Source organism: Streptomyces sp. NPDC006551 (assembly GCF_040611675.1).
Lineage (GTDB): Bacteria > Actinomycetota > Actinomycetes > Streptomycetales > Streptomycetaceae > Streptomyces.
In genome coordinates this window covers 136,107-157,599 of record NZ_JBEXOT010000003.1, presented here as the reverse complement: position 1 = coordinate 157,599, position 21,493 = coordinate 136,107, and the positions used below count along the sequence as shown (strand labels likewise).

Below are 21,493 nucleotides of genomic sequence, written 5' to 3'. Positions count from 1 at the left end.
TGCATGCCGCACAGACTACGCACGGCCAAAACCCTCCTAGGGCCGAAGTTCACCCCAAATAGGGCAAGTCGATTGCTGTGAATTGTCGATGTGACGCCGGTCACTGCAGCCCCCCTTGTCGCATCTGGGTCGCCGTTCTATCGTCGTGATGTATCGAGTCGATACATCAGTACGGCATAAGAGTCCCGGCGGCGGAGGAGGCGACGAATGAGCAGGCGCTCAGGAATCCTTGAGTTCGCCGTCCTCGGCCTGCTCCGCGAGGCACCCATGCACGGCTATGAGCTGCGGAAGCGCCTCAATACGTCGCTGGGGATCTTCCGGGCCTTCAGCTATGGGACCCTCTACCCCTGCCTCAAGACGCTGGTCGCCAACGGCTGGTTGATCGAGGAACCGGGCAGTGCTCCCGAGGACGCGCTCGCCGCGTCACTCGCAGGGCGCCGCGCCAAGATCGTCTATCGGTTGACGGCGGAAGGTAAGGAGCACTTCGAGGAGCTCCTCTCCCACACCGGCCCGGACACCTGGGAGGACGAGCACTTCGCCGCCCGCTTCGCCTTCTTCGGGCAGACCGAGCGCGAGGTACGGATGCGGGTACTGGAAGGCCGCCGCAGTCGGCTGGAGGAGCGCCTGGAAAAGATGCGCGCCTCTCTGGCCCGTACGCGCGAGCGCCTCGACGACTACACCCTTGAGCTGCAGCGCCACGGAATGGAGTCCGTGGAGCGCGAGGTGCGCTGGCTGAACGAGCTCATCGAGAGCGAGCGGGCGGGGCGGGATCAGCGATCCGGCCCCGACGCCCCCGAGGGCGCCGCTCAGCAGGACAACGATTCTGGAGAAACGGGCGGCCTGCCCCGGCACGGGGGCAGTACCCGGCCGGATCCGTCCGACGACACCGCCAAGTGAAGCCCTGCGACATGCAGGGCTTCCACGATCACACAGGGAGCAACCGGAAATGGGTTCGGTTCGCGTAGCCATCGTCGGCGTGGGCAACTGCGCCGCCTCACTGGTGCAGGGCGTCGAGTACTACAAGGACGCCGACCCGGCGGCCAAGGTGCCCGGCCTGATGCACGTCCAGTTCGGCGACTACCACGTCGGTGACGTCGAGTTCGTCGCCGCGTTCGATGTCGACGCCAAGAAGGTCGGCCTCGACCTCTCCGACGCCATCGGCGCCAGCGAGAACAACACCATCAAGATCTGCGACGTTCCGAACAAGGGCGTCACGGTCCAGCGCGGCCACACCCTCGACGGTCTCGGCAAGTACTACCGCATGACCATCGAGGAGTCCGCCGAGGAGCCGGTCGACGTCGTCCAGGTCCTCAAGGACAAGCAGGTCGACGTCCTCGTCTGCTACCTGCCCGTGGGCTCCGAGGACGCGGCGAAGTTCTACGCCCAGTGCGCCATCGACGCCAAGGTCGCCTTCGTCAACGCTCTTCCGGTCTTCATCGCCGGCACCAAGGAGTGGGCGGACAAGTTCACCGAGGCGGGCGTCCCGATCGTCGGTGACGACATCAAGTCGCAGGTCGGCGCCACCATCACGCACCGCGTCATGGCGAAGCTGTTCGAGGACCGCGGTGTCCGTCTTGAGCGCACCATGCAGCTCAACGTCGGCGGCAACATGGACTTCAAGAACATGCTGGAGCGCGACCGCCTGGAGTCCAAGAAGATCTCCAAGACCCAGGCCGTCACCTCGCAGATCCCCGACCGCGAGCTGGGCGAGAAGAACGTCCACATCGGCCCGTCGGACTACGTGGCCTGGCTGGACGACCGCAAGTGGGCGTACGTCCGCCTCGAGGGCCGTGCCTTCGGCGACGTTCCGCTGAACCTGGAGTACAAGCTCGAGGTGTGGGACTCCCCGAACTCGGCGGGTGTCATCATCGACGCCCTGCGCGCCGCGAAGATCGCCAAGGACCGCGGCATCGGCGGCCCGATCCTCTCCGCCTCCTCGTACTTCATGAAGTCCCCGCCGGTTCAGTACTTCGACGACGAGGCTTACGCCAACGTCGAGAAGTTCATCAAGGGCGAGGTCGAGCGCTAAGCACCGCCCGCACGACGATCGAGGGTCCCCGGCATGCGCCCGGGGGCCCTCTTCGTATGTGAGTCTTGCTGCCATGTCCGTCGTACGTGATCTGCGCGTACTCCTGCGCCTGACGAACTTCCGCCGTCTGCTGGCCGTCCGCCTGCTCTCCCAGTGCGCCGACGGGGTCTACCAGGTGGCGCTGGCCACGTACGTCGTCTTCTCCCCGGAGAAACAGACCTCCCCCGTCGCCATCGCCTCGGCCATGGCCGTGCTCCTGCTCCCGTACTCACTCATCGGCCCCTTCGCCGGCGTCCTTCTCGACCGCTGGCAGCGACGGCAGGTCTTCCTCTACGGGAATCTGCTGCGGACGGTACTCGCCTGCATGACGGCGGTACTCATGCTGGCCTCCGTGCCGGACTGGCTCTTCTACGCCTCGGCCCTCTCGGTGACGGCTGTCAACCGTTTCGTCCTGGCGGGCCTCTCCGCCTCGCTGCCGAGAGTCGTCGACGCCGAGCGGCTTGTGGTGGCCAACTCGCTCTCACCGACGGCCGGCACTCTGGCGGCGACAGCGGGTGGCGGTCTGGCCTTCGCGGTGCGTTTCGTCTCCGCCGACTCGGACGCCGCTGTGGTGACGCTGGGCGCTTTCCTCTACCTCTGCGCCGCCCTCGCCTCCCTGCGGATGTCCCGCGAACTTCTCGGGCCTGAGCCGGAGCTGGTGCAGTCACGCCTTTCCGCCGCACTGGCGTCGACGGCCCGTGGCCTGAAGAGCGGGCTGCGGCATCTCTCCGAGCGGCGACCGGCGGCCCATGCGCTGGCGGCCATGACGCTGATGCGCTTCTGCTACGGCGCACTGACGGTGACCGTTCTGATGCTCTGCCGGTACGCCTGGAGCTCTACGGAGCAGGAAGGACTCGCCCTGCTCGGCCTGGCCCTCGCGATCTCGGGGGCGGGCTTCTTCGCGGCGGCGGTCATCTCCCCTTGGGCGGTCGGACGGCTCGGCCCCTTCGGCTGGATGACCGTCTGCGCGGGGTCAGCCGCGCTGCTGGAGCCGGCGCTGGGACTACCCTTCGAGCCGGTCCCGCTTCTGGTCGCCGCCTTCGTACTCGGACTCATCACCCAGGGAACCAAGATCGCCACGGACACAGTGGTCCAGACGTCGGTGGACGACGGTTTTCGGGGGCGCGTCTTCTCGCTCTACGACGTGCTGTTCAACGTCGCCTTCGTCGGCGCCGCCGGAGTCGCCGCGCTGATGCTGCCGCCGGACGGCCGGTCCGTTCCCCTCGTGGTCATGGTCGCGGTGCTCTATGCCACGACGGCCGCCCTGCTGCTGAGCCGGCGCTACCGACAGACTGAGGGGTGATGTTTCACGTGAAACATCACCGCTCGGCGTCTTTCGTGCGGTCGATGTTTCACGTGAAACATCGACCGCCCTCCCTCAGCTCTGAGCCGCCCACCACTCCTTCAGGGCGGCAACGGCCGCCTCGTGCTCCATGGGCCCGTTCTCCAGGCGCAGCTCCAACAGGAACTTGTAGGCCTGACCGACAGCCGGGCCCGGATGGATACCCAGCAGCTCCTGAATCTGATTGCCGTCCAGGTCGGGCCTGATGGCGTCCAGCTCCTCCTGCTCCTGCAGCTGCGCGATGCGTTCCTCCAGGCCGTCGTAGGCGCGAGAGAGGGCACCGGCCTTCTTCTTGTTCCGGGTGGTGCAGTCGGAACGCGTCAGCTTGTGGAGCCGCGAGAGCAGAGGACCGGCATCCCGTACATAGCGACGCACTGCCGAGTCGGTCCACTCGCCCGTCCCGTAGCCATGGAAGCGCAGATGCAGCTCCACCAGGCGCGAGACGTCCTTGATCATGTCGTTGGAGTACTTGAGCGCGGTCATGCGCTTCTTGGTCATCTTCGCGCCGACCACCTCGTGATGGTGGAAGGAAACGCGACCGTCCTTCTCGAAGCGCCGGGTGCGCGGCTTGCCGATGTCGTGGAGCAGGGCCGCCAGACGCAGCACCAGGTCCGGCCCGTTCTCCTCCAGGTCGATCGCCTGGTCGAGAACCGTCAGGGAGTGCTCGTAGACGTCCTTGTGGCGGTGGTGCTCGTCACTCTCCAGCCGCAGCGCCGGAAGCTCGGGCAGCACATGATCGGCAAGGCCTGTGTCGACGAGCAGTCCGAGCCCCTTACGGGGGTGGGCGGAGAGCAGCAGTTTGTTGAGCTCGTCACGGACGCGTTCGGCGGAGACGATCTCGAGCCGGCCGGCCATCTCGGTCATCGCCGTGACGACCTCGGGCGCCACCTCGAAGTCCAGCTGCGCGGCGAACCGCGCCGCACGCATCATGCGCAGGGGGTCGTCGGAGAAGGACTCCTCCGGCGTTCCCGGGGTGCGCAGCACCCGCTCGGAGAGGTCCTCCAGCCCGCCGTGCGGGTCGATGAAGTCCTTCGCCGGGAGGGCCACGGCCATGGCGTTGACCGTGAAATCACGCCGGACGAGGTCCTGCTCGATGGAGTGGCCGTAGGAGACCTCGGGCTTGCGCGAGGTGCGGTCGTACGCCTCCGAGCGGTACGTCGTCACCTCGATCTGGTAGCCACTCTTCTGACAGCCGACCGTTCCGAAGGCGATCCCGACCTCCCAGACCGCGTCGGCCCAGGGACGGACGATCTTCAGGATCTCCTCCGGGCGGGCATCGGTCGTGAAGTCGAGGTCATTGCCCAGCCTGCCGAGCAACGCATCCCGTACCGAGCCGCCGACCAGCGCGAGGCTGAACCCGGCCTCCTGGAAACGGAGCGCGAGGTCGTCGGCGACAGGGGACACACGCAGCAGTTCACTGACCGCGCGGCGTTGCACCTGGCTCAGTGCAGTCGGGGTGTCTTCGTTGGCGTTCGGCACAACAGAAAAGGGTACGTGCCCCGGCCCCCGGTAGCGTCCTGGATTTCCTCCAGCCCCGATCGCTTCTCTCCGATCAGCTGGAGCAGTCCCCGGCACTTGGTCACAGCGTGCCTCGTTACCATGCGTGGACACAGCAACCGGGAACCACCGACACCACTGATACGACGAGGACGGGCGAACGCGTGGCCGAGGCGGCAGACAACCAGGGGACCGTTCCCTCACCTGCCCGTCGCTGGCTGCGGCGCGCGGCCTCCCTGGTCGCCGGAACGCCACTCCTGGCCGGCCTGCTGCAGGGCCCCGCCGCGCCTCCGGCGATGGCCGCCGACGACGCGAGCGGGTCCAGGACGGTCAGTGTGTCCCTCGACACGCTCGCGCCGACCGCTCCTCTGGAGAGCGACACCCTCACGATCTCCGGCACGGTGACGAACCAGAGCAAGCAGGCCGTCACGGATGCCACGGTGGACCTCCGGGTCGGCCCCCGTATGACCAGCCGAAGCGAGATCGACCAGGTCTCCGGGCGGACCGGCTTCCGGCCGGGCAGCGATCCGGCGGCCCTCGGCGGCGCCCACACCGTCAAGATCCCGCGGCTGGCGGCCGGCCTCAGCAAGGAGTTCACGCTGTCCGTCCCGGTCTCCAAGCTCGGACTCAAGGACGCGGGCGTCTACCAGCTGGGGGTCTCCCTCTCGGGGCGGACGGTCGCCCAGCCCGGCGGGCAAGTCCTCGGCATCGAGCGGACCTTCCTGCCCTACCAGCCCGAAGCCACGGAGAAGAAGACACAGCTCACCTCTCTCTGGCCCCTCGTCTCCTCGGCGCATGTGTCGGCGGAGACCGGCTCGGACGACCAGCAGACGCCGGTCTTCGAGAATGACGACCTGGCCGCCGAGCTCGCCCCGGGGGGACGTCTGGAGCAGATGGTCGCGCTGGGCAAGGACCTTCCGGTCACCTGGGTGATCGATCCGGACCTGCTCGCCACCGTCGATGCCATGACCGGCAGCTATCGCGTCAAGGCCGGCACGGACACCGTGCCGGGGACGAACCAGGCGGTCGCCGAGCGGTGGCTGGACTCCCTGGAGAAGGCGGTGGCGGGCCGCAAGGTCGTCGCCCTGCCGTTCGCCGATCCTGACATCGCCTCCCTGGCACACCGCGGGAAGGACGTCCCCGGATCGCTGAGCCATCTCCAGCTGGCGACGGAGTTGGCCGCGAGGACCGTGGAGACCACCCTCCACGTGACACCGTCCACCGACTTCTCCTGGCCGGTCGACGGAGCCGTCGACCCCTCGATCATGGATGTGGCGACCTCGGCCGGAGCCCACAAGGTGATCGCCCGCAGCGACACCTTCCAGGACGATCTCCCCTACACCCCCACGGCCGCGCGACCCATCGGCGGCGGCACCACCGCCATCGTCAGCGACGCCTATCTCTCGACGGCCTTCGAGGGCGACATGGTCCGTACGGGAAACTCCACGCTCGCCGTCCAGGAGTTCCTGGCCCAGTCGCTCGCCGTCACCCTGGAGCAGCCCGACGAGCAGCGCAGCGTCGTGGTCGCCCCGCAGCGGATGCCGACGACCGCCCAGGCACAGAGCATGGCGACCGCGCTGCACGGACTGGCCGCCCAGCGCTGGACACAGCCGCTCGACCTGATCGCGGCCGCCGCGGTGAAGCCGGACCCGGACGCCACCACCAAGGTGCCCAGCGCCTCCCGCTATCCGCAGGAGCTGCGCAAGCAGGAGCTGCCGGTCGAGGCCTTCCGCGACATGAAGGCCACCCGTGAGGAACTGGACGAATTCAAGGTCATCCTGACCCAGCCGGACCGGGTGGTGACTCCCTTCGGCAACGCGATCAGTCGTGAGATGTCCACGTCCTGGCGCGGTCAGGGCCCCTCGGCCTCGCTGTACCGGATCGGCGTACTGAACTATCTGCGGGGCCTCACCAAAGAGGTCGAGCTGATCGACAAGTCCGATCTCATGCTCTCCGGGCGCAGTGCCACCATCCCGGTGACCGTTCAGAACAGGCTGCTCCAGGGCGTGGATCACCTGGTGCTGCGGCTGACCTCCGGCAACAAGACACGTCTGCAGCTCGACGGCGGTGTCGCCATCGCCGAACGTCCAGTCGTGATCAACGGCGGGCACAGCCAGTCGGTGAAGTTCACGGCCTCGGCCAACGCCAACGGACCGGTCCCCATGACGGCCCAGCTCTTCACCGAGGACGGCAAGCCTTACGGTGAGCCGATCACCTTCACCGTGAAGGTCTCCGAGATCACGTCGACCGTGATGCTCGTCCTCGCCGGCGGTGTGCTGCTGCTCGTTCTCGCCGGTGTACGGATGTACACCCAGCGCAAGCGCGCGGCGGCCAAAAACGCCGAAGCGGAGGCCGCGGAGGACGACGATCCCGAGCAGCCGAGTGACCTGACACCGGACACCGGTCCCGAAAGCGGCGACCCGTCGGGCGCGAGTGAGAAAGTGGACCGTTGAGCGATGTCGTGGCCGGTCGGCCGGGGACGATGAGGTGGGGTAACCATGAACGCGCCGTACGACGGTGACCGCGGCCAGGGCGCGGGCGGCACCGAGCCGTCCGGTGGAACGCCCCCGGCGTCCACGGGCCCCGGCCAGGCGCCGGTTCCGCCGCAGCAGCAGCCCGTGCCGGACCCCTACGCACAGGACCAGTACGCCCGGGATCAGCTCCCCCAGGACCCGTATGTCCAGGACGCCTATGCCCATGATCCGTACCGGGCACAGGACCTGTCCGCGCAGGACCCGGTGACGGAAGCGCTCTACGACCGCGCGGCGCACCCACCGCCGCCGCCGGGCACCTACCAGGAGCCTCAGCCGCTCTACCAGCAGCCGGCCGCACCCCAGCACGCCCCGGACCCGCGGGTCTGGGCGCAGACCCCCGCGCCCGAGCCCGACGGCCCTTCACGCCATCTGCCCTACGGCGACGACGCCCGCACGGTCCAGTTCACCGGCGTGGACGACCTGGTGACCCGGGCCGGCGACGAGCAGCCCGAGCCGGACGCCTTCGCGCACCTCTTCCGGGACCAGCAGACCCCCGGACAGGTGCCTTCGCCCGCTCCGGAGCCGAATCCGATGCCCGCCCCCGCCCCGAAGAAGACCGGCCGCGCCTCCGGGCTGCTGAAGTCGAGCGCGGTGATGGCGGCCGGCACCCTGGTGTCCCGCCTCACCGGCTTCGTCCGCAGCCTGGTGATCACCGGCGCGCTCGGCGCCGCCCTGCTCGGCGACACCTTCACCGTCGCGTACACCCTGCCGACGATGATCTACATCCTCACCATCGGCGGCGGCCTCAACTCGGTCTTCGTGCCGCAGCTGGTCCGCTCGATGAAGAACGACGAGGACGGCGGCGAGGCGTACGCCAACCGTCTCCTGACCCTGGTCATGGTGGCCCTCGGCGCGATCGTCGCGATCGCCGTCTTCGCGGCCCCGCTGCTGATCCGGCTGATGTCCAACACCATCGCCGACGACGCCGCGGCCAACAGCGTCGCCGTGACCTTCGCCCGCTACTGCCTGCCCACCATCTTCTTCATGGGTGTTCATGTGGTGATGGGTCAGATCCTCAACGCTCGTGGCAAGTTCGGCGCGATGATGTGGACCCCGGTCCTCAACAACATCGTCATGATCGTCACGTTCGGTCTGTTCATCTGGGTCTACGGCACCTCGGCCGAGTCACAGATGGGTGTGCAGACCATTCCCGACGACGGCGTCCGCCTGCTCGGCGTCGGCACCCTGCTCGGCCTGGTCGTCCAGGCCCTGGCGATGATTCCCTACCTCCGCGAGGCGGGCTTCCGGTTCCGTCCCCGCTTCGACTGGAAGGGCCACGGTCTCGGCAAGACGGTCAAACTCGCCAAGTGGACCGTACTGTTCGTCCTCGCCAACCAGGCCGGTGTGCTGGTCGTCACTCAGCTCGCCACCGCCGCCGGTGAGGAATCCGGCAAGAGCGGCGCCGGCTTCCTGGCGTACTCCAACGCCCAGCTCATCTGGGGCATGCCGCAGGCCATCATCACCGTCTCGGTCATGGCCGCCCTCCTGCCCCGTATCTCGCGCGCGGCCCACGACGACGACCCCGGCGCCGTCCGTGACGACATCTCTCAGGGTCTGCGCAACTCCGCCGTCGCGATCGTCCCGGTCTCCTTCGCCTTCCTGGCCCTCGGCGTCCCGATGTGCACCCTGCTGTACGCCTCCAGCGGCCTCCAGGCCGCCCAGGGCATGGGCTTCATCCTGATGGCCTTCGGCCTCGGACTCATCCCGTACTCGGTCCAGTACGTCGTGCTCCGCGGCTTCTACGCCTACGAGGACACCCGGACGCCGTTCTACAACACGGTCATCGTCGCCGCCGTCAACGCGGCGGCCTCGGCCGCCTGTTACTTCGTGCTGCCGGCCCAGTGGGCCGTCGTCGGCATGGCCGCCTCGTACGGTCTCGCCTACGCCGTGGGTGTCGGCGTCGCCTGGCGCCGACTGCGCAACCGGCTGGGCGGCGACCTGGACGGTGCCCATGTCATGCGGACCTACGCCCGCCTCTGTCTGGCCTCCCTGCCCGCCGCGATCGTGGCCGGAGCAGTCGGCTTCGGCCTGCTGAAGGCCCTGGGCGAAGGGGCTCTCGGCTCGCTCGTGGCCCTGCTCGTCGGCGGTGTCGTCCTGCTCGGCGTCTTCTTCGTAGCGGCCAAGCGCATGCGGATCGAGGAGCTGAACTCCATGGTCGGTATGGTCCGTGGGCGCCTCGGACGGTAGGACACCGTCCCGCACAACCATCGTCGGCCGCCGTGTGTCGTGCATAGCGGCCGACTGTGGGCACAATTGGCTTGGCTGTTGGATGTGGCGCAACGGATGGGGAGGCAGGAACGACGGTGGCGGAACGTAGCACGGCTGCCGTCGACGTGGCCGACAACAGCGGTGACGACCCGCTGACCGCCAAGGCGGGCAAGGCCGCGACCGACGGGGTGGCGAAAGCGCAGGACAAGGCGGAGAAGTCCGCCGATGACGCGGACAACGATGCCGACAACCGGCAGAACGGCGAGCAGCCCTCCATCGAGACACCCGAGCTGCACAGCGGGCACAAACTGGCCAGGCGCTACCGCCTCGAGGAGTGCGTCACCCGTCTGGACGGTTTCAGCAGTTGGCGAGCCGTCGACGAGAAACTGCGTCGGGCGGTCGGCGTCCATCTCCTGCCCGCAGACCACCCCCGGGCCCGTTCGGTGCTCGCCGCGGCCCGCTCCTCGGCGCTGCTCGGCGACCCCCGCTTCGTCCAGGTACTCGACGCCGTCGAGGAGAACGACCTCGTGTACGTGGTGCACGAGTGGCTCCCCGACTCCACGGAACTCACCACGCTGCTGGCGTCGGGGCCGCTGGAACCGCACGACGCCTACCAGCTCGTCAGCCAGGTCTCCCAGGCCATGGCAGCCGCCCATCGCGAGGGACTCGCCCACCTGCGCCTCACCCCGAGCGCCGTACTGCGCAGCTCCACCGGCCAGTACCGGATCCGCGGCCTCGCCGTGAACGCCGCACTCCGCGGCATCAGCGCCGAGCGGCCCCAGCGCACCGACACCGAGGCGATCGGGGCCCTGCTGTACGCGGCCCTGACCCAGCGCTGGCCGTACGACAGCGACGCCTACGGCCTCTCCGGCCTCCCCAAGGGCGTAGGACTGCTCGCCCCCGACCAGGTACGGGCCGGGGTCCATCGCGGCCTCTCCGAGATCGCCATGCGAGCCCTGGTCAACGACGGCGCCACCGCCTCACGCCAAGAGCCCCCCTGTACCACCCCGGACGAACTCGCCAAGGCCGTCGCGGCGATGCCCCGCATCCGCCCGCCGGAGCCGGAGTTCCCCACACCGCCCGAGTACCAGCGCACCACCTACCAGCAGGGCACGTACGGCCGTCCGCAGCAGCGCCCGGGCATCGCGGTCACCCAGCCGGTGGTCGCGCCGCCGGCGCCCCTGGAGAGCCGTACCGGGCGGGCCCTGAAGTGGGCCGTCTCCGCGCTGCTCATCGCCGCTCTGGGACTGGGCAGCTGGCAGATCGCGGACCGGCTGCTCGACCAGCGGAACAAGGACACCGAGACCCCGCAGAACACACAGCCACAGAACACCGACGACGAGAAGGAAAAAGTCGCGACGGGCAAGCCGATCGCGATCGTCGGGGCGCGCGACTTCGACCCGCTCGGTTCCGGCTCCGAGAAGCCACAGGGCATAAAGAACGCCTACGACGGCGACCCGAGCAGTTTCTGGAACACCGACGGTTACTACAGCGCCGACTTCGGTCGGCTCAAGGAAGGCGTGGGCCTCATCCTCGACCTGGGCAAGGCTCAGCAGGTCGGCTCGGTCGAGGTCTCCTTCCTGGGAGACACCTCGGTGCAACTGCGGACCGCCCCGGCGGACGCCTCGGCCGAGCCGACCACTCCGGGCGGCTTCGCCACTCAGGCTTCGGGCTCCGGCACCAAGGTGTCGCTGAAGCCCACGAAGCCTGTGACGACGCGCTACGTTCTGGTCTGGCTGACCGAGCTGCCCGCCAGCAACGAGGGCGACTTCCGCGGCAAGGTCACGGACATCAAGATCACCAGCTGACGGCCGAAGGGAGGGGGGTCACCGTTGGACGATGCGATATACGGCGACATCAGCGACCAGGAACTCCTGACGTGGCATGTGGCCGGTGACCCGGACGCCTTCGGTGAGCTCGTGCGGCGCCACCGCGATCGGCTGTGGGCGGTGGCGCTGCGGACGCTGGGGGACCGCGAGGAGGCCGCTGACGCCGTCCAGGACGCCCTCGTCTCCGCCTTCCGGGCCGCCCACACCTTCCGCGGCCAGTCGGCCGTCACCACCTGGCTCCACCGCATCACCGTGAACGCCTGCCTCGACCGGGCCCGCAAGACCGCCTCCCGCAAGACGTCCCCCATGGATGACACCGCGCGCTTCGAGCAGCTCCTCGAACCGGTCGAGTCGGCTGAGGCGCCCGCTGAGCGCCAGGACCTCCACCGCGAACTGCTGGCCGCGTTGGCCAAGCTCCCCGAGGACCAGCGGGCGGCCCTCGTCCTGGTCGACATGCAGGGATACCCGGTGGCGGAGGCTGCCCGCATCCTGGATGTGCCCACCGGAACGGTGAAGAGCCGCTGTGCACGCGGGCGTGCCCGGTTGCTGCCGATGCTCATCCATCTGCGCGCCGATACGGGGGGTAACGAAGCCTCCGACCGGGGAAGGAACCGGACGCCGGGGACATCCGTCCCACCGGTGTCGGGGCCAACGGATAACGGATCGAATGGTCCGGCTGCTGTGAAGGGCGGAGGTGGGCGCGCGTGACTTCCACGACCGGCAGAGCCGACACAACACAGCACCCGGACGTCTCGGAGATCTCCGACCTCACCGAGGGGCTGCTTTCCCCGTCCCGTACCGCCTCCGTACGACGCCATGTCGACGGCTGCTCCCTGTGCGCGGATGTACGGACCTCCCTCGAAGAGATCCGGGGACTGTTGGGAACGTTGCCCGGCCCGCCGCGGATGCCCGCCGAGATCGCCGGTCGCATCGACGCCGCTCTGGCGGCGGAAGCGTTGCTCCATGCCAGCAGGCCCGAGGCGGATGCTGATGTTTCACGTGAAACAGCGACCACCCTCCGAGACGCCCGCCCCTCCGCCACTCCCGAGCCGGGCGGGGATCGGCCCGCCGGCCGGCCTCGCGCGGCCACCGGCCCCGGTCGTCCCGGCAAGACCCACCGGCGCCGCGTCGCGGCCCTCGGCGCGGCCTTCGGGGCCGCCGCTCTGGGACTCAGCCTGTTCTTCGTCCAGGGGGGCATCCAGACCCTCAGCAGCGAGTCGGGGGACAAGAAGCGCGACACGGCAGTCAGCGGTGCCGCGACGACCCGTTTCGAGGGCGAGACGGTCGAAACACGGGTCCAGGCACTCCTGCATCAGGACGCGCCTCTCAAGGCTCCCAAGGAGAGCAGTCCCGAGTCGATGTCCGCTGAAGGGGGCGATACCCCCAAGCGCGGCATCGCCGAGGCACTGCCCGCGTGCGTCAAGGCCGGTACCGACCGCCCCGACCTGGTCATCGCCTTCCAGAGGGGCGACTACGACGGTCGGCCCGCCTATCTCCTCGTCCTGCCCCACCGCACCGAACGCTCTCAGGTGCAGGCCTATGTGCTGGACGCCTCCTGTGCGGACGGCGGAGGAAAGGGCAAGGCCGAGGTTCTGCTGACGCAGTCCTACCCTCGCTCCTGACCTCCCCGCCGTGCCGCGCGGCGCTCTCGGGAATGCGCGCCCCGTAGGATCCGTTGGGTGGGGTGAGAGTCATCGACCCGACCGCCCCGTAGGCAGTAGGCAGTCTGCAGAGACGAGGAAGAAACCCGTGAGCGACGTCCGTAACGTGATCATCATCGGCTCCGGGCCCGCGGGTTACACCGCCGCGCTCTACACAGCGCGAGCGTCGCTGAAGCCGCTGGTCTTCGAGGGAGCAGTCACCGCCGGTGGCGCCCTGATGAACACGACCGACGTGGAGAACTTCCCCGGCTTCCGTGACGGCATCATGGGCCCCGACCTGATGGACAACATGCGCGCCCAGGCCGAGCGCTTCGGCGCCGAGCTGGTTCCGGACGATGTCGTCGCCGTGGACCTGACCGGTGACATCAAGACCGTCACGGACACCGCCGGGACCGTGCACCGTGCCAAGGCCGTCATCGTCACGACCGGCTCTCAGCACCGCAAGCTCGGCCTCCCCAACGAGGACGCGCTCTCCGGCCGCGGTGTCTCCTGGTGCGCCACCTGCGACGGGTTCTTCTTCAAGGACCAGGACATCGCCGTCGTCGGCGGCGGCGACACGGCGATGGAGGAGGCCACGTTCCTCTCGCGCTTCGCCAAGTCGGTCACCATCGTCCATCGCCGTGACACCCTGCGCGCCTCCAAGGCCATGCAGGAGCGCGCCTTCGCCGACCCGAAGATCAAGTTCGCGTGGGACAGCGAGGTCGCCGAGATCCATGGTGACCAGAAGCTCTCCGGCCTGACGCTGCGGAACACCAAGACGGGCGAGACCAGCGAGCTTCCCGTCACCGGTCTCTTCATCGCCGTGGGCCACGACCCGCGCACCGAGCTCTTCAAGGGTCAGCTCGAGCTGGACGACGAGGGCTACCTCAAGGTCGACGCTCCCTCGACGCGGACGAACCTTCCCGGTGTCTTCGGCGCCGGCGACGTGGTCGACCACACCTACCGTCAGGCGATCACCGCCGCCGGCACCGGCTGCTCCTCCGCTCTCGATGCCGAGCGCTTCCTGGCCGCTCTTGCCGACACCGACAAGTTCGCCGAGCCGGAGAAGACCCCCGCGGTCTGACCCCACCCGGCATTCCTCACCCCACACCCCGCGAAGTTAAGGAGGTCGCCGTGGCCGGCGCCCTGAAGAACGTGACCGACGCTTCCTTCGAGGACGACGTCCTCAAGAGCGACAAGCCCGTCCTGGTGGACTTCTGGGCCGCCTGGTGCGGTCCGTGCCGCCAGATCGCTCCGTCGCTCGAGGCCATCGCCGCCGAGCACGGCGAGATCGAGGTCGTGAAGCTGAACATCGACGAGAACCCGGCCACGGCTGCCAAGTACGGCGTCATGTCGATCCCGACACTGAACGTCTACCAGAACGGCGAGGTCGTGAAGACCATCGTCGGCGCCAAGCCGAAGGCCGCGATCCTCCGGGACCTCGAGGGCTTCGTCTCCGACGAGGTCGCCAAGGGCTGACCCGCCCTGTGCCCTGTTTCACGTGAAACAGCGACGGCCCGCCCCGCATGGGGCGGGCCGTCGTCGTACGGGCTGACATGAGGTCGGCTAGAGAGGCCGAAGAGCCGGCTCCTTCTGGACCGCGCCGAGGAGCCGGTCCAGCGCCAGCTCGACGTCCTCCTTCCAGGAGAGCGTCGTTCTCAGTTCGAGCCTCAGCCGAGGATGGGCGGGATGGGGCCGGACGGTCTTGAATCCCACCGCCAGAAGATGCTCCGCCGGCAGCACACAGGCGGGTTCCTTCCACCGGGCGTCGCCGAACGCCTCGATCGCCTTGAAACCGCGCCGCAGCAGATCCTTGGCGACGGTCTGCACCATCGTCCGGCCCAGCCCCTGTCCCTGGTACCCCGGCATGATCCAGGCCGTCATCAACTGCACGGCGTCCGCGGAGACCGGACTGGTGGGGAAGGCCATGGAGCGGGGCACATAGGCCGGAGGCGCATAGAGGACGAAGCCGACGGGCACCTCGTCGACATAGACCACCCGACCGCAAGATCCCCATTCCAGGAGTACGGCGGAGATCCAGGCCTCCTTCTCCAGTTCGGGTCGCCCCGCCTTCACCGCGGCCTCCCCGCTGACCGGGTCGAGCTCCCAGAAGACACAGGAGCGACACCGCTTGGGGAGGTCCGGAAGGTTGTCCAGCGTGAGCGGTACAAGCCGACGCCCCACGGCTGTTCCTCGCTTCCCTCGGCCAACGCAGCACGGATACGCCCTCCCAGAATCGTATCGATGGGGCGATCAGGTCGATACCGTCCACAGCCAAAGGGCGGGCCGTGTTCCGGTCTTTCACCGGATCACGGCCCGCCCTGGGGACAGGCAGAGGGGTGGATCAGCCCGCGGTGTCTTCCTCACTCTGCTCGGCGTTGCCGAGGTCCATGACGCGTCCCTCTCCGGGCGCCAGGGTCGCGAGGATCCGGTCGAGATCCTCCACCGAGGCGAACTCGACGACGATCTTGCCCTTCTTCTGGCCGAGGTCGACCTTCACCCGGGTCTCGAAGCGATCCGAGAGCCGGGAGGCCAGGTCGGTGAGCGCCGGGGAGACACGGGTTCCCGCCCGCGGCCCCTTCGGCTTGGCCGTGGACGTGGGCTCCGAACCCATCAGCGTGACGATCTCCTCGACCGCACGCACCGAGAGCCCCTCCGCCACGATCCGGTACGCCAGCTTGTCCTGCGTCTCCGGATCGTCCACGGAGAGCAGGGCACGGGCATGCCCAGCCGACAGAACACCGGCAGCGACCCGACGCTGAACCGGGGGCGAGAGCCGCAGCAGACGCAGCGTGTTGGAGACCTGGGGGCGCGAACGCCCGATCCGGTCGGCCAGCTGGTCATGGGTGCAGTTGAAGTCCTTGAGCAGCTGGTCGTAGGCGGCCGCCTCTTCCAGCGGGTTCAACTGAGCTCGGTGCAGGTTCTCCAGGAGGGCGTCCAGCAGAAGCTTCTCGTCGTCCGTGGCGCGAACGATCGCGGGGATACGCTCCAGGCCCGCCTCACGACAGGCCCTCCAGCGACGCTCACCCATGATGAGTTCGTAACGCTCGGGACCCAACTGCCGTACGACGACGGGCTGCAGCAGGCCGACCTCCTTGATGGAAGTGACCAGCTCCGCCAGCGCGTCCTCGTCGAAGACCTCACGAGGCTGGCGCGGGTTGGGCGTGATGAACTCCAGCGGCAGCTCGGCGAAGTGCGCCCCGGCGGGGGAGTCCAGCTCGGCAACCGGCTCCACCTCGGCCGCCGGCACCGGTACAGGCACCACGGAGTCCGGGGACTGCGGGCTCTGCGGAAGAGCCGCCACCTTCGCAGCGGCCACCCCTCGATCCGAGGACAGCGCCGGAATGGCACCGGGCGAGGCCGATCCCGACCCCACACCGACGGCCGGCGCCTGCCGCTCCTGGGGAGCAGCAGGGATCAGCGCACCGAGCCCACGCCCCAATCCCCTACGTCGCTCACTCACTGGATCCCCTCCGACATGCTTCGCTGGCTGTTCTGCTGGCCCACATGGGCGTTCTGGGCGTCGTAGTGGATACCGACCCCCCGCAGCGCGATCTCACGGGCCGCCTCGAGATACGACAGTGAACCACTGGAGCCCGGGTCGTAAGTGAGTACGGTCTGCCCGTAGCTCGGCGCTTCCGAGATCCGTACGGACCTTGGAATGCTGGTCCGCAGCACCTCTTCGCCGAAGTGACTGCGCACCTCGTCGGCGACCTGGGACGCGAGCCTCGTCCGGCCGTCGTACATAGTGAGCAGAATCGTCGACACATGGAGCGTGGGGTTGAGGTGCCCCCGCACCAGGTCGACATTCCGCAGGAGCTGGCCCAGGCCCTCCAGCGCGTAGTACTCGCACTGGATCGGGATCAGCACCTCGGCCCCCGCCACCAGGGCGTTGACCGTGAGCAGACCGAGCGAGGGCGGGCAGTCGATCAGGATGTAGTCCAGCGGCTGCTCGTACGCCTGGATCGCTCGCTGCAGTCGACTCTCCCGCGCCACCAGCGACACCAGCTCGATCTCCGCACCGGCGAGATCGATGGTGGCAGGGGCGCAGAAGAGGCCTTCGACGTCCTGGACGGGCTGCACCACGTCGGAGAGCGGCTTGCTCTCCACCAGGACGTCATAGATGGAGGGGACGTCGGCATGGTGGTCGATGCCCAGCGCCGTCGAGGCATTGCCCTGGGGGTCGAGGTCGATCACCAGGACCCGTGCGCCGTGCAGCGCCAGGGAAGCGGCAAGGTTGACCGTTGTGGTCGTCTTGCCGACTCCGCCCTTCTGGTTGGCGACCACCATCACGCGGGTCTGGGGAGGCCGGGGAAGGCCCTCGCCGGCACGACCCAGCGCCTCTACTGCCAGCTGGGCAGCACGACCAATGGGGGTGTCGTCCATCGGGGGCGGTGTTTCACGTGAAACATCCTCCCCCACCGATTCGGTTCGGGGACCGGGGACCGGATCGGTCATCGGTCCCGCGATGTTGGCGTTGGACCGCAAGGATTCACTCTCCTCGGCTTCAGGCTCGCGATGAACAGAGCGTGCCATGCTTTCGGGGTCGTGAACCAGCGAGGCCCGTGGTTCTGTGGGTGAATCCACCTCTGTGGACAATCCCCTCACTCTCGCGGGGGGCTTCACGGGCGGTTTGCGGTCCCGGGGCGTGGCAGCCGCGCGGCCGCGGCTGATGATCCCCTGCAGCAGTGAGCGACGTTTCACGTGAAACACGATGCACTCGCCGCAGACCCAGGACCGCTCGACACTCCGAAATACGTACGTATGGCAGCTTGTACGGCTCAGTTGCGTGGCGTTGACGGCTCAGCGGCGTCGGCGGGTGCGGCTCGGACGGGCAGCCTTGGCCCGCTTGGCGGCGAACCGCACACCCCCCGGGCTCTCCCCGACCTCCACCCGTACGACGGTCGACAGCGGGTCCACGATCCCCTCGCCGACCTGGAGCACCGAGGTCTTCACCACACCGAGCTTGGAGAGCGCGGCGCGGGCGCCGTTGATCTCCTCCTCGGCGGTGTCGCCCTTGAGAGCCAGCATCTCGCCGTAAGGGCGCAACAGGGGAACGCCCCAGCCGGCCAGACGGTCGAGGGGGGCCACGGCGCGAGCGGTCACCACATGCACGGGCGGCAGCTTGCCGAGCATCTCCTCGGCACGGCCTCGGACCACCGTCACATGGTCCAGCCCCAGCAGCTCCACGACCTCCTGGAGGAAGTTCGTACGGCGAAGCAGTGGCTCCAGCAGCGTGATCTTGAGATCAGGCCGGACCAGGGCCAGTGGGATTCCGGGCAGCCCGGCGCCCGAGCCGACATCGCAGACGGTGACACCCTCGGGGACCACCTCCGAGAGCACCGCGCAGTTCAGCAGATGGCGCTCCCACAGGCGGGGAACCTCGCGCGGGCCGATCAGCCCGCGCTTGACTCCCGCGTCCGCGAGGAGCTCCGCGTACCGGACGGCCTCCGGGAAGTACTCACCGAATACCGTCCGCGCCTGCTCAGGCGCAGGGGGGAGCTCCGCTGCCTCCGTCACGGGAACCGTCCTTCCGCACCGCACGCATACCGTGCGAGCGCACTGTCGTGGCTGACTATCAGGCTGACAAAGATCGGCCCCGCCTGCGAGCAGACGGGGCCGACACTGCGAGAGGGGTCAGGCAGGGAGGACGACGACGAAGCGCTGCGGCTCCTCGCCCTCGGACTCACTGCGCAGGCCGGCGGCGGCGACCGCGTCGTGCACGACCTTGCGCTCGAACGGGGTCATCGGGTCCAGCTTGACCGGGGCACCGGTGGACTTCACCTCGTTCGCCGCCTTCGCGCCGATCTCGGCGAGCTCTTCGCGCTTCTTGGCGCGGAACCCGGCGATGTCGAGCATCAACCGACTGCGGTCACCGGTCTCCCGGTGCACGGCCAGGCGGGTCAGCTCCTGGAGAGCCTCCAGCACCTCGCCGTCGCGGCCTACGAGCTTCTGCAGATCGCGGCTGTTCGAGTCGCTGACGATCGAGACCGCGGCCCGGTCGGCCTCGACGTCCATGTCGATGTCGCCATCGAGGTCGGCGATGTCGAGGAGACCCTCGAGGTAGTCGGCCGCGATCTCACCCTCCTGCTCCAGGCGGGTCAGGGTGTCGCCACCCTCTACGGCGGCGGAGGTGGTGCCTTCCGTCACGGGATGGACTCCTTCTACTTCTTGGACGACGGGTGCTTGGGCCGCTGCTGGCCCTTGCGCTGACCGGACTTTGTCTGCCGGGAGGCCCCGGAGTTCGCCCGGCTCGGCCGCCCGGGCTTCTCGCCCTGCGCCGAGTCCTTGGCGGAATCCTGAGCCGAGTCCTGCGGCTTCTTCTCCAGCGAGGTGGTCGGCTCCTCAGCGGCGTCCTCGGTGCTCTTCGCCGTGGACTGCTGGCTCGTGGACGCCTGGCGCTTCGCCTTGGTCTGACGCTTGGGCTGCTGCCGCTTGGCAGCGGCGCCGCCCTCGGTCTCGGCCGCGATGGTGTCGCTCTTGATCACGGTGCCGTCGGCCTGGGCGGCGAAGCCGGCCTTGGACAGGCCCGCGAAGAAGCGGCGCTCGTTCTCGTTGCGGTCGCTGCCCTTGACGACGATGGCCTTGACGACGTTCTTCCGGCGACGGCCCCGGACCTCACCGTGAGAGGTGATGCTCTTCAGCAGCCGCTGGAGGTAGGAGTCCTGCGCCTTGCTGCCCGGGGTCGGGTTCTGGCTGATCACGTACATCTGCTGGCCCATGGTCCACACGTTGGTGGTCAGCCAGTAGACGAGAACACCGACGGGGAAGTTGATGCCCATGACGGCGAAGATCACCGGGAAGATGTACATGAGCATCTTCTGCTGCTGCATGTACGGCGTCTTCACGGAGAGGTCGACGTTCTTCATCATCAGCTGGCGCTGCGTGTAGAACTGCGAGGCCGACATCAGGATGATCATGATCGCGGTGACGATGCGGACCGAGGTCAGCGAGGCGTCGAGGGCGGCGACGTGCTGAGCGCTGTCGGTGAAGGTCGCGGCCAGCGGGGCACCGAAGATGTGCGCCTGTCGCGCGCTCTCGAGCAGCGACTGGTTGATGACACCGACCTCGTCGCCCTCGGCGATGTTCGAGAGCACGTGGTACAGCGCGAAGAAGAACGGTGACTGCGCCAGGATGGGAAGGCACGAGGAGAGCGGGTTGGTGCCCGTCTCCTTGTACAGCTTCATCATCTCTTCGGACTGACGCTGTTTGTCGCTCTTGTAGCGCTCCTGGATCGCCTTCATCTTCGGCTGGAGCGCCTGCATGTTCCGGGTGGACTTGATCTGCTTGACGAACAGCGGGATCAGGCAGATCCGGATCAGCACCACCAGGGACACGATCGACAGGCCCCAGGCCCAGCCCGTGTCAGGACCGAAGATCGCCCCGTACACCTTGTGGAACTGGACGATGACCCAGGAAACGGGCCAGGTGATGAAGCTGAAAAAACTGGCAATCGTGTCCACTAATCAGGCTCCTTGAGCATTGGGCGAGGTCTCTGCGGCCGGGCTCGTCTCGGCGGTGGACCCGCCCTTGTCGCCACGCAGTGCGTTCCGCAGCATTTCGTGCCAGCGAGGACGCTTACGCGGTGGCACGTGGTCCACGCCGCCGGGCGACCACGGATTGCACCGCAGGATGCGCCAGGCGGTCAGGGCTGTGCCCTTGATCGCGCCATGCCGGTCGATGGCCGTGAATCCGTAGTGGGAACACGACGGGTAGTACCGGCAGACGGGCCCGAGAAGCGGGCTGATCGTCCACTGGTACAGCTTGATGAGAGCCAGCAGCGGGTACTTCATCGCGTGCCCCCTCCCAGGAGCCGCTGAAGAGCGGCGTCCAGGTCTCGGGCCAGCTGAGAGTGATCGGCGTCGCCGGCTCCGGGCAACGCCCGTACGACCACCAGGCTACCGGGGGGCAGCTCGGACAGCCGCTCGCGGACGAGATGGCGCAGGCGTCGCTTCACCTGGTTGCGTACGACCGCACCGCCTACGGCCTTGCTCACGACGAAACCCGCACGCGTCGGGGGAGCGCTCTCCCCAGGCGCGTGCGGGTCCGTTGCACCGCTACGTAGGTGGACGACGAGGAGCGGGCGACCGGCCCGGCGCCCTCGGCGTACCGCGGTTGCGAAGTCCTCGCGCCGCCTCAGCCGATTCTCGGTAGGCAGCACGTCATGACCTGTTTTTTAAGCGGATCAGGCGGACAGGCTCGCGCGACCCTTGGCACGGCGGTTCGCCAGGATGGCGCGACCGGCACGCGTACGCATGCGCAGGCGGAAGCCGTGGGTCTTGGCGCGACGACGGTTGTTCGGCTGGAAGGTGCGCTTGCTCACTCGGGGGCTCCAGAAATGATTCGTGTGGTGGCGGGACATCGCCTGGCTGTCA

At 68.3% G+C, this 21,493-nt stretch carries 20 protein-coding genes; 10 read left to right on the top strand and 10 right to left on the bottom strand.

Annotation, left to right across the window (positions count from 1 at the left end; genetic code table 11):
• Nucleotides 1–207 precede the first annotated feature (207 nt).
• From ABZY12_RS05125 to ABZY12_RS05115, 3 genes are all read left to right on the top strand, one after another.
• Nucleotides 208–897 (top strand): helix-turn-helix transcriptional regulator, encoded by a 690-nt coding sequence (locus tag ABZY12_RS05125; RefSeq protein WP_356887272.1) that lies wholly within the window; start codon nucleotides 208–210, stop codon nucleotides 895–897.
• Nucleotides 898–946: 49 nt separating this feature from the next.
• Complete coding sequence (locus ABZY12_RS05120) at nucleotides 947–2,029, top strand: inositol-3-phosphate synthase (RefSeq protein WP_356887270.1); 1,083 nt, start codon at nucleotides 947–949, stop codon at nucleotides 2,027–2,029.
• Nucleotides 2,030–2,102: 73 nt separating this feature from the next.
• Nucleotides 2,103–3,371: an MFS transporter gene (locus tag ABZY12_RS05115; protein ID WP_356887268.1), complete on the top strand. Its 1,269-nt coding sequence runs from the start codon at nucleotides 2,103–2,105 to the stop codon at nucleotides 3,369–3,371.
• A gap of 75 nt (nucleotides 3,372–3,446) precedes the next feature.
• Here ABZY12_RS05115 and ABZY12_RS05110 read toward each other — a convergent pair whose 3' ends face one another.
• Nucleotides 3,447–4,889 (bottom strand): CCA tRNA nucleotidyltransferase, encoded by a 1,443-nt coding sequence (locus ABZY12_RS05110; RefSeq protein WP_356887266.1) that lies wholly within the window; start codon nucleotides 4,887–4,889, stop codon nucleotides 3,447–3,449.
• Nucleotides 4,890–5,071: 182 nt separating this feature from the next.
• Between ABZY12_RS05110 and ABZY12_RS05105 the strand changes: the two genes are divergently transcribed.
• The 7 genes from ABZY12_RS05105 to trxA all read left to right on the top strand — a co-directional run bounded on the left by ABZY12_RS05105 (nucleotide 5,072) and on the right by trxA (nucleotide 14,597).
• Nucleotides 5,072–7,360, top strand: a complete 2,289-nt coding sequence (locus ABZY12_RS05105) for a DUF6049 family protein (RefSeq protein ID WP_356887264.1) — start codon at nucleotides 5,072–5,074, stop codon at nucleotides 7,358–7,360.
• 45 nt (nucleotides 7,361–7,405) lie between these two features.
• Nucleotides 7,406–9,628: a murein biosynthesis integral membrane protein MurJ gene (gene murJ / locus ABZY12_RS05100; protein ID WP_356887262.1), complete on the top strand. Its 2,223-nt coding sequence runs from the start codon at nucleotides 7,406–7,408 to the stop codon at nucleotides 9,626–9,628.
• Nucleotides 9,629–9,744: 116 nt separating this feature from the next.
• Complete coding sequence (locus ABZY12_RS05095; protein WP_356887260.1) at nucleotides 9,745–11,457, top strand: protein kinase family protein; 1,713 nt, start codon at nucleotides 9,745–9,747, stop codon at nucleotides 11,455–11,457.
• A 24-nt stretch (nucleotides 11,458–11,481) separates the two neighbouring features.
• Nucleotides 11,482–12,186 carry an RNA polymerase sigma factor SigM gene (gene sigM, locus ABZY12_RS05090; RefSeq protein ID WP_356887258.1) on the top strand — a complete coding sequence of 235 codons (705 nt, stop codon included), beginning with the start codon at nucleotides 11,482–11,484 and terminating at the stop codon, nucleotides 12,184–12,186.
• Entirely contained in the window at nucleotides 12,183–13,100 is a 918-nt protein-coding gene (locus ABZY12_RS05085) for a hypothetical protein (protein ID WP_356887256.1), read from the top strand. The genes sigM and ABZY12_RS05085 overlap by 4 nt, the downstream gene beginning before the upstream one ends.
• A gap of 127 nt (nucleotides 13,101–13,227) precedes the next feature.
• A complete protein-coding gene (gene trxB, locus ABZY12_RS05080) occupies nucleotides 13,228–14,202 on the top strand; it encodes a thioredoxin-disulfide reductase (RefSeq protein WP_356887254.1) in 975 nt (324 codons plus the stop codon).
• A 50-nt stretch (nucleotides 14,203–14,252) separates the two neighbouring features.
• On the top strand, nucleotides 14,253–14,597 hold the full coding sequence (trxA, locus tag ABZY12_RS05075) for a thioredoxin (RefSeq protein WP_356887253.1): 345 nt from the start codon (nucleotides 14,253–14,255) through the stop codon (nucleotides 14,595–14,597).
• An 87-nt stretch (nucleotides 14,598–14,684) separates the two neighbouring features.
• Here trxA and ABZY12_RS05070 read toward each other — a convergent pair whose 3' ends face one another.
• The 9 genes from ABZY12_RS05070 to rpmH form a co-directional block, all read right to left on the bottom strand.
• The gene (locus tag ABZY12_RS05070) at nucleotides 14,685–15,302 is read right to left on the bottom strand and encodes a GNAT family N-acetyltransferase (protein ID WP_356887251.1); all 618 of its coding nucleotides are present in this window, start codon (nucleotides 15,300–15,302) and stop codon (nucleotides 14,685–14,687) included.
• Between the two features lie 160 nt (nucleotides 15,303–15,462).
• Entirely contained in the window at nucleotides 15,463–16,581 is a 1,119-nt protein-coding gene (locus tag ABZY12_RS05065; protein WP_356887249.1) for a ParB/RepB/Spo0J family partition protein, read from the bottom strand.
• On the bottom strand, nucleotides 16,578–17,654 hold the full coding sequence (locus ABZY12_RS05060) for an AAA family ATPase (protein WP_356887247.1): 1,077 nt from the start codon (nucleotides 17,652–17,654) through the stop codon (nucleotides 16,578–16,580). Before ABZY12_RS05060 ends, ABZY12_RS05065 begins: the two co-directional genes overlap by 4 nt.
• Nucleotides 17,655–17,921: 267 nt before the next feature.
• Nucleotides 17,922–18,638 (bottom strand): 16S rRNA (guanine(527)-N(7))-methyltransferase RsmG, encoded by a 717-nt coding sequence (rsmG, locus tag ABZY12_RS05055; RefSeq protein ID WP_356887245.1) that lies wholly within the window; start codon nucleotides 18,636–18,638, stop codon nucleotides 17,922–17,924.
• A 117-nt stretch (nucleotides 18,639–18,755) separates the two neighbouring features.
• The gene (locus ABZY12_RS05050) at nucleotides 18,756–19,268 is read right to left on the bottom strand and encodes a R3H domain-containing nucleic acid-binding protein (RefSeq protein WP_356887243.1); all 513 of its coding nucleotides are present in this window, start codon (nucleotides 19,266–19,268) and stop codon (nucleotides 18,756–18,758) included.
• A gap of 14 nt (nucleotides 19,269–19,282) precedes the next feature.
• Nucleotides 19,283–20,581 carry a membrane protein insertase YidC gene (gene yidC, locus ABZY12_RS05045; protein WP_356887241.1) on the bottom strand — a complete coding sequence of 433 codons (1,299 nt, stop codon included), beginning with the start codon at nucleotides 20,579–20,581 and terminating at the stop codon, nucleotides 19,283–19,285.
• 3 nt (nucleotides 20,582–20,584) lie between these two features.
• A complete protein-coding gene (yidD, locus tag ABZY12_RS05040) occupies nucleotides 20,585–20,911 on the bottom strand; it encodes a membrane protein insertion efficiency factor YidD (protein ID WP_015034858.1) in 327 nt (108 codons plus the stop codon).
• The gene (gene rnpA, locus ABZY12_RS05035) at nucleotides 20,908–21,279 is read right to left on the bottom strand and encodes a ribonuclease P protein component (RefSeq protein WP_356887239.1); all 372 of its coding nucleotides are present in this window, start codon (nucleotides 21,277–21,279) and stop codon (nucleotides 20,908–20,910) included. The genes yidD and rnpA overlap by 4 nt, the downstream gene beginning before the upstream one ends.
• Nucleotides 21,280–21,303: 24 nt before the next feature.
• Nucleotides 21,304–21,441 (bottom strand): 50S ribosomal protein L34, encoded by a 138-nt coding sequence (gene rpmH / locus ABZY12_RS05030; protein ID WP_015659252.1) that lies wholly within the window; start codon nucleotides 21,439–21,441, stop codon nucleotides 21,304–21,306.
• Nucleotides 21,442–21,493 lie beyond the last annotated feature (52 nt).

Excerpts from the sequence above, each read along its gene's own strand:
- yidD (WP_015034858.1), bottom strand. The coding sequence starts at position 20,911 with ATGAAGTACCCGCTGCTGGCTCTCATCAAGCTGTACCAGTGGACGATC.
- murJ (WP_356887262.1), top strand. The coding sequence starts at position 7,406 with ATGAACGCGCCGTACGACGGTGACCGCGGCCAGGGCGCGGGCGGCACC.
- ABZY12_RS05125 (WP_356887272.1), top strand. The coding sequence starts at position 208 with ATGAGCAGGCGCTCAGGAATCCTTGAGTTCGCCGTCCTCGGCCTGCTC.
- ABZY12_RS05120 (WP_356887270.1), top strand. The coding sequence starts at position 947 with ATGGGTTCGGTTCGCGTAGCCATCGTCGGCGTGGGCAACTGCGCCGCC.
- ABZY12_RS05060 (WP_356887247.1), bottom strand. The coding sequence starts at position 17,654 with ATGGCACGCTCTGTTCATCGCGAGCCTGAAGCCGAGGAGAGTGAATCC.
- ABZY12_RS05115 (WP_356887268.1), top strand. The coding sequence starts at position 2,103 with ATGTCCGTCGTACGTGATCTGCGCGTACTCCTGCGCCTGACGAACTTC.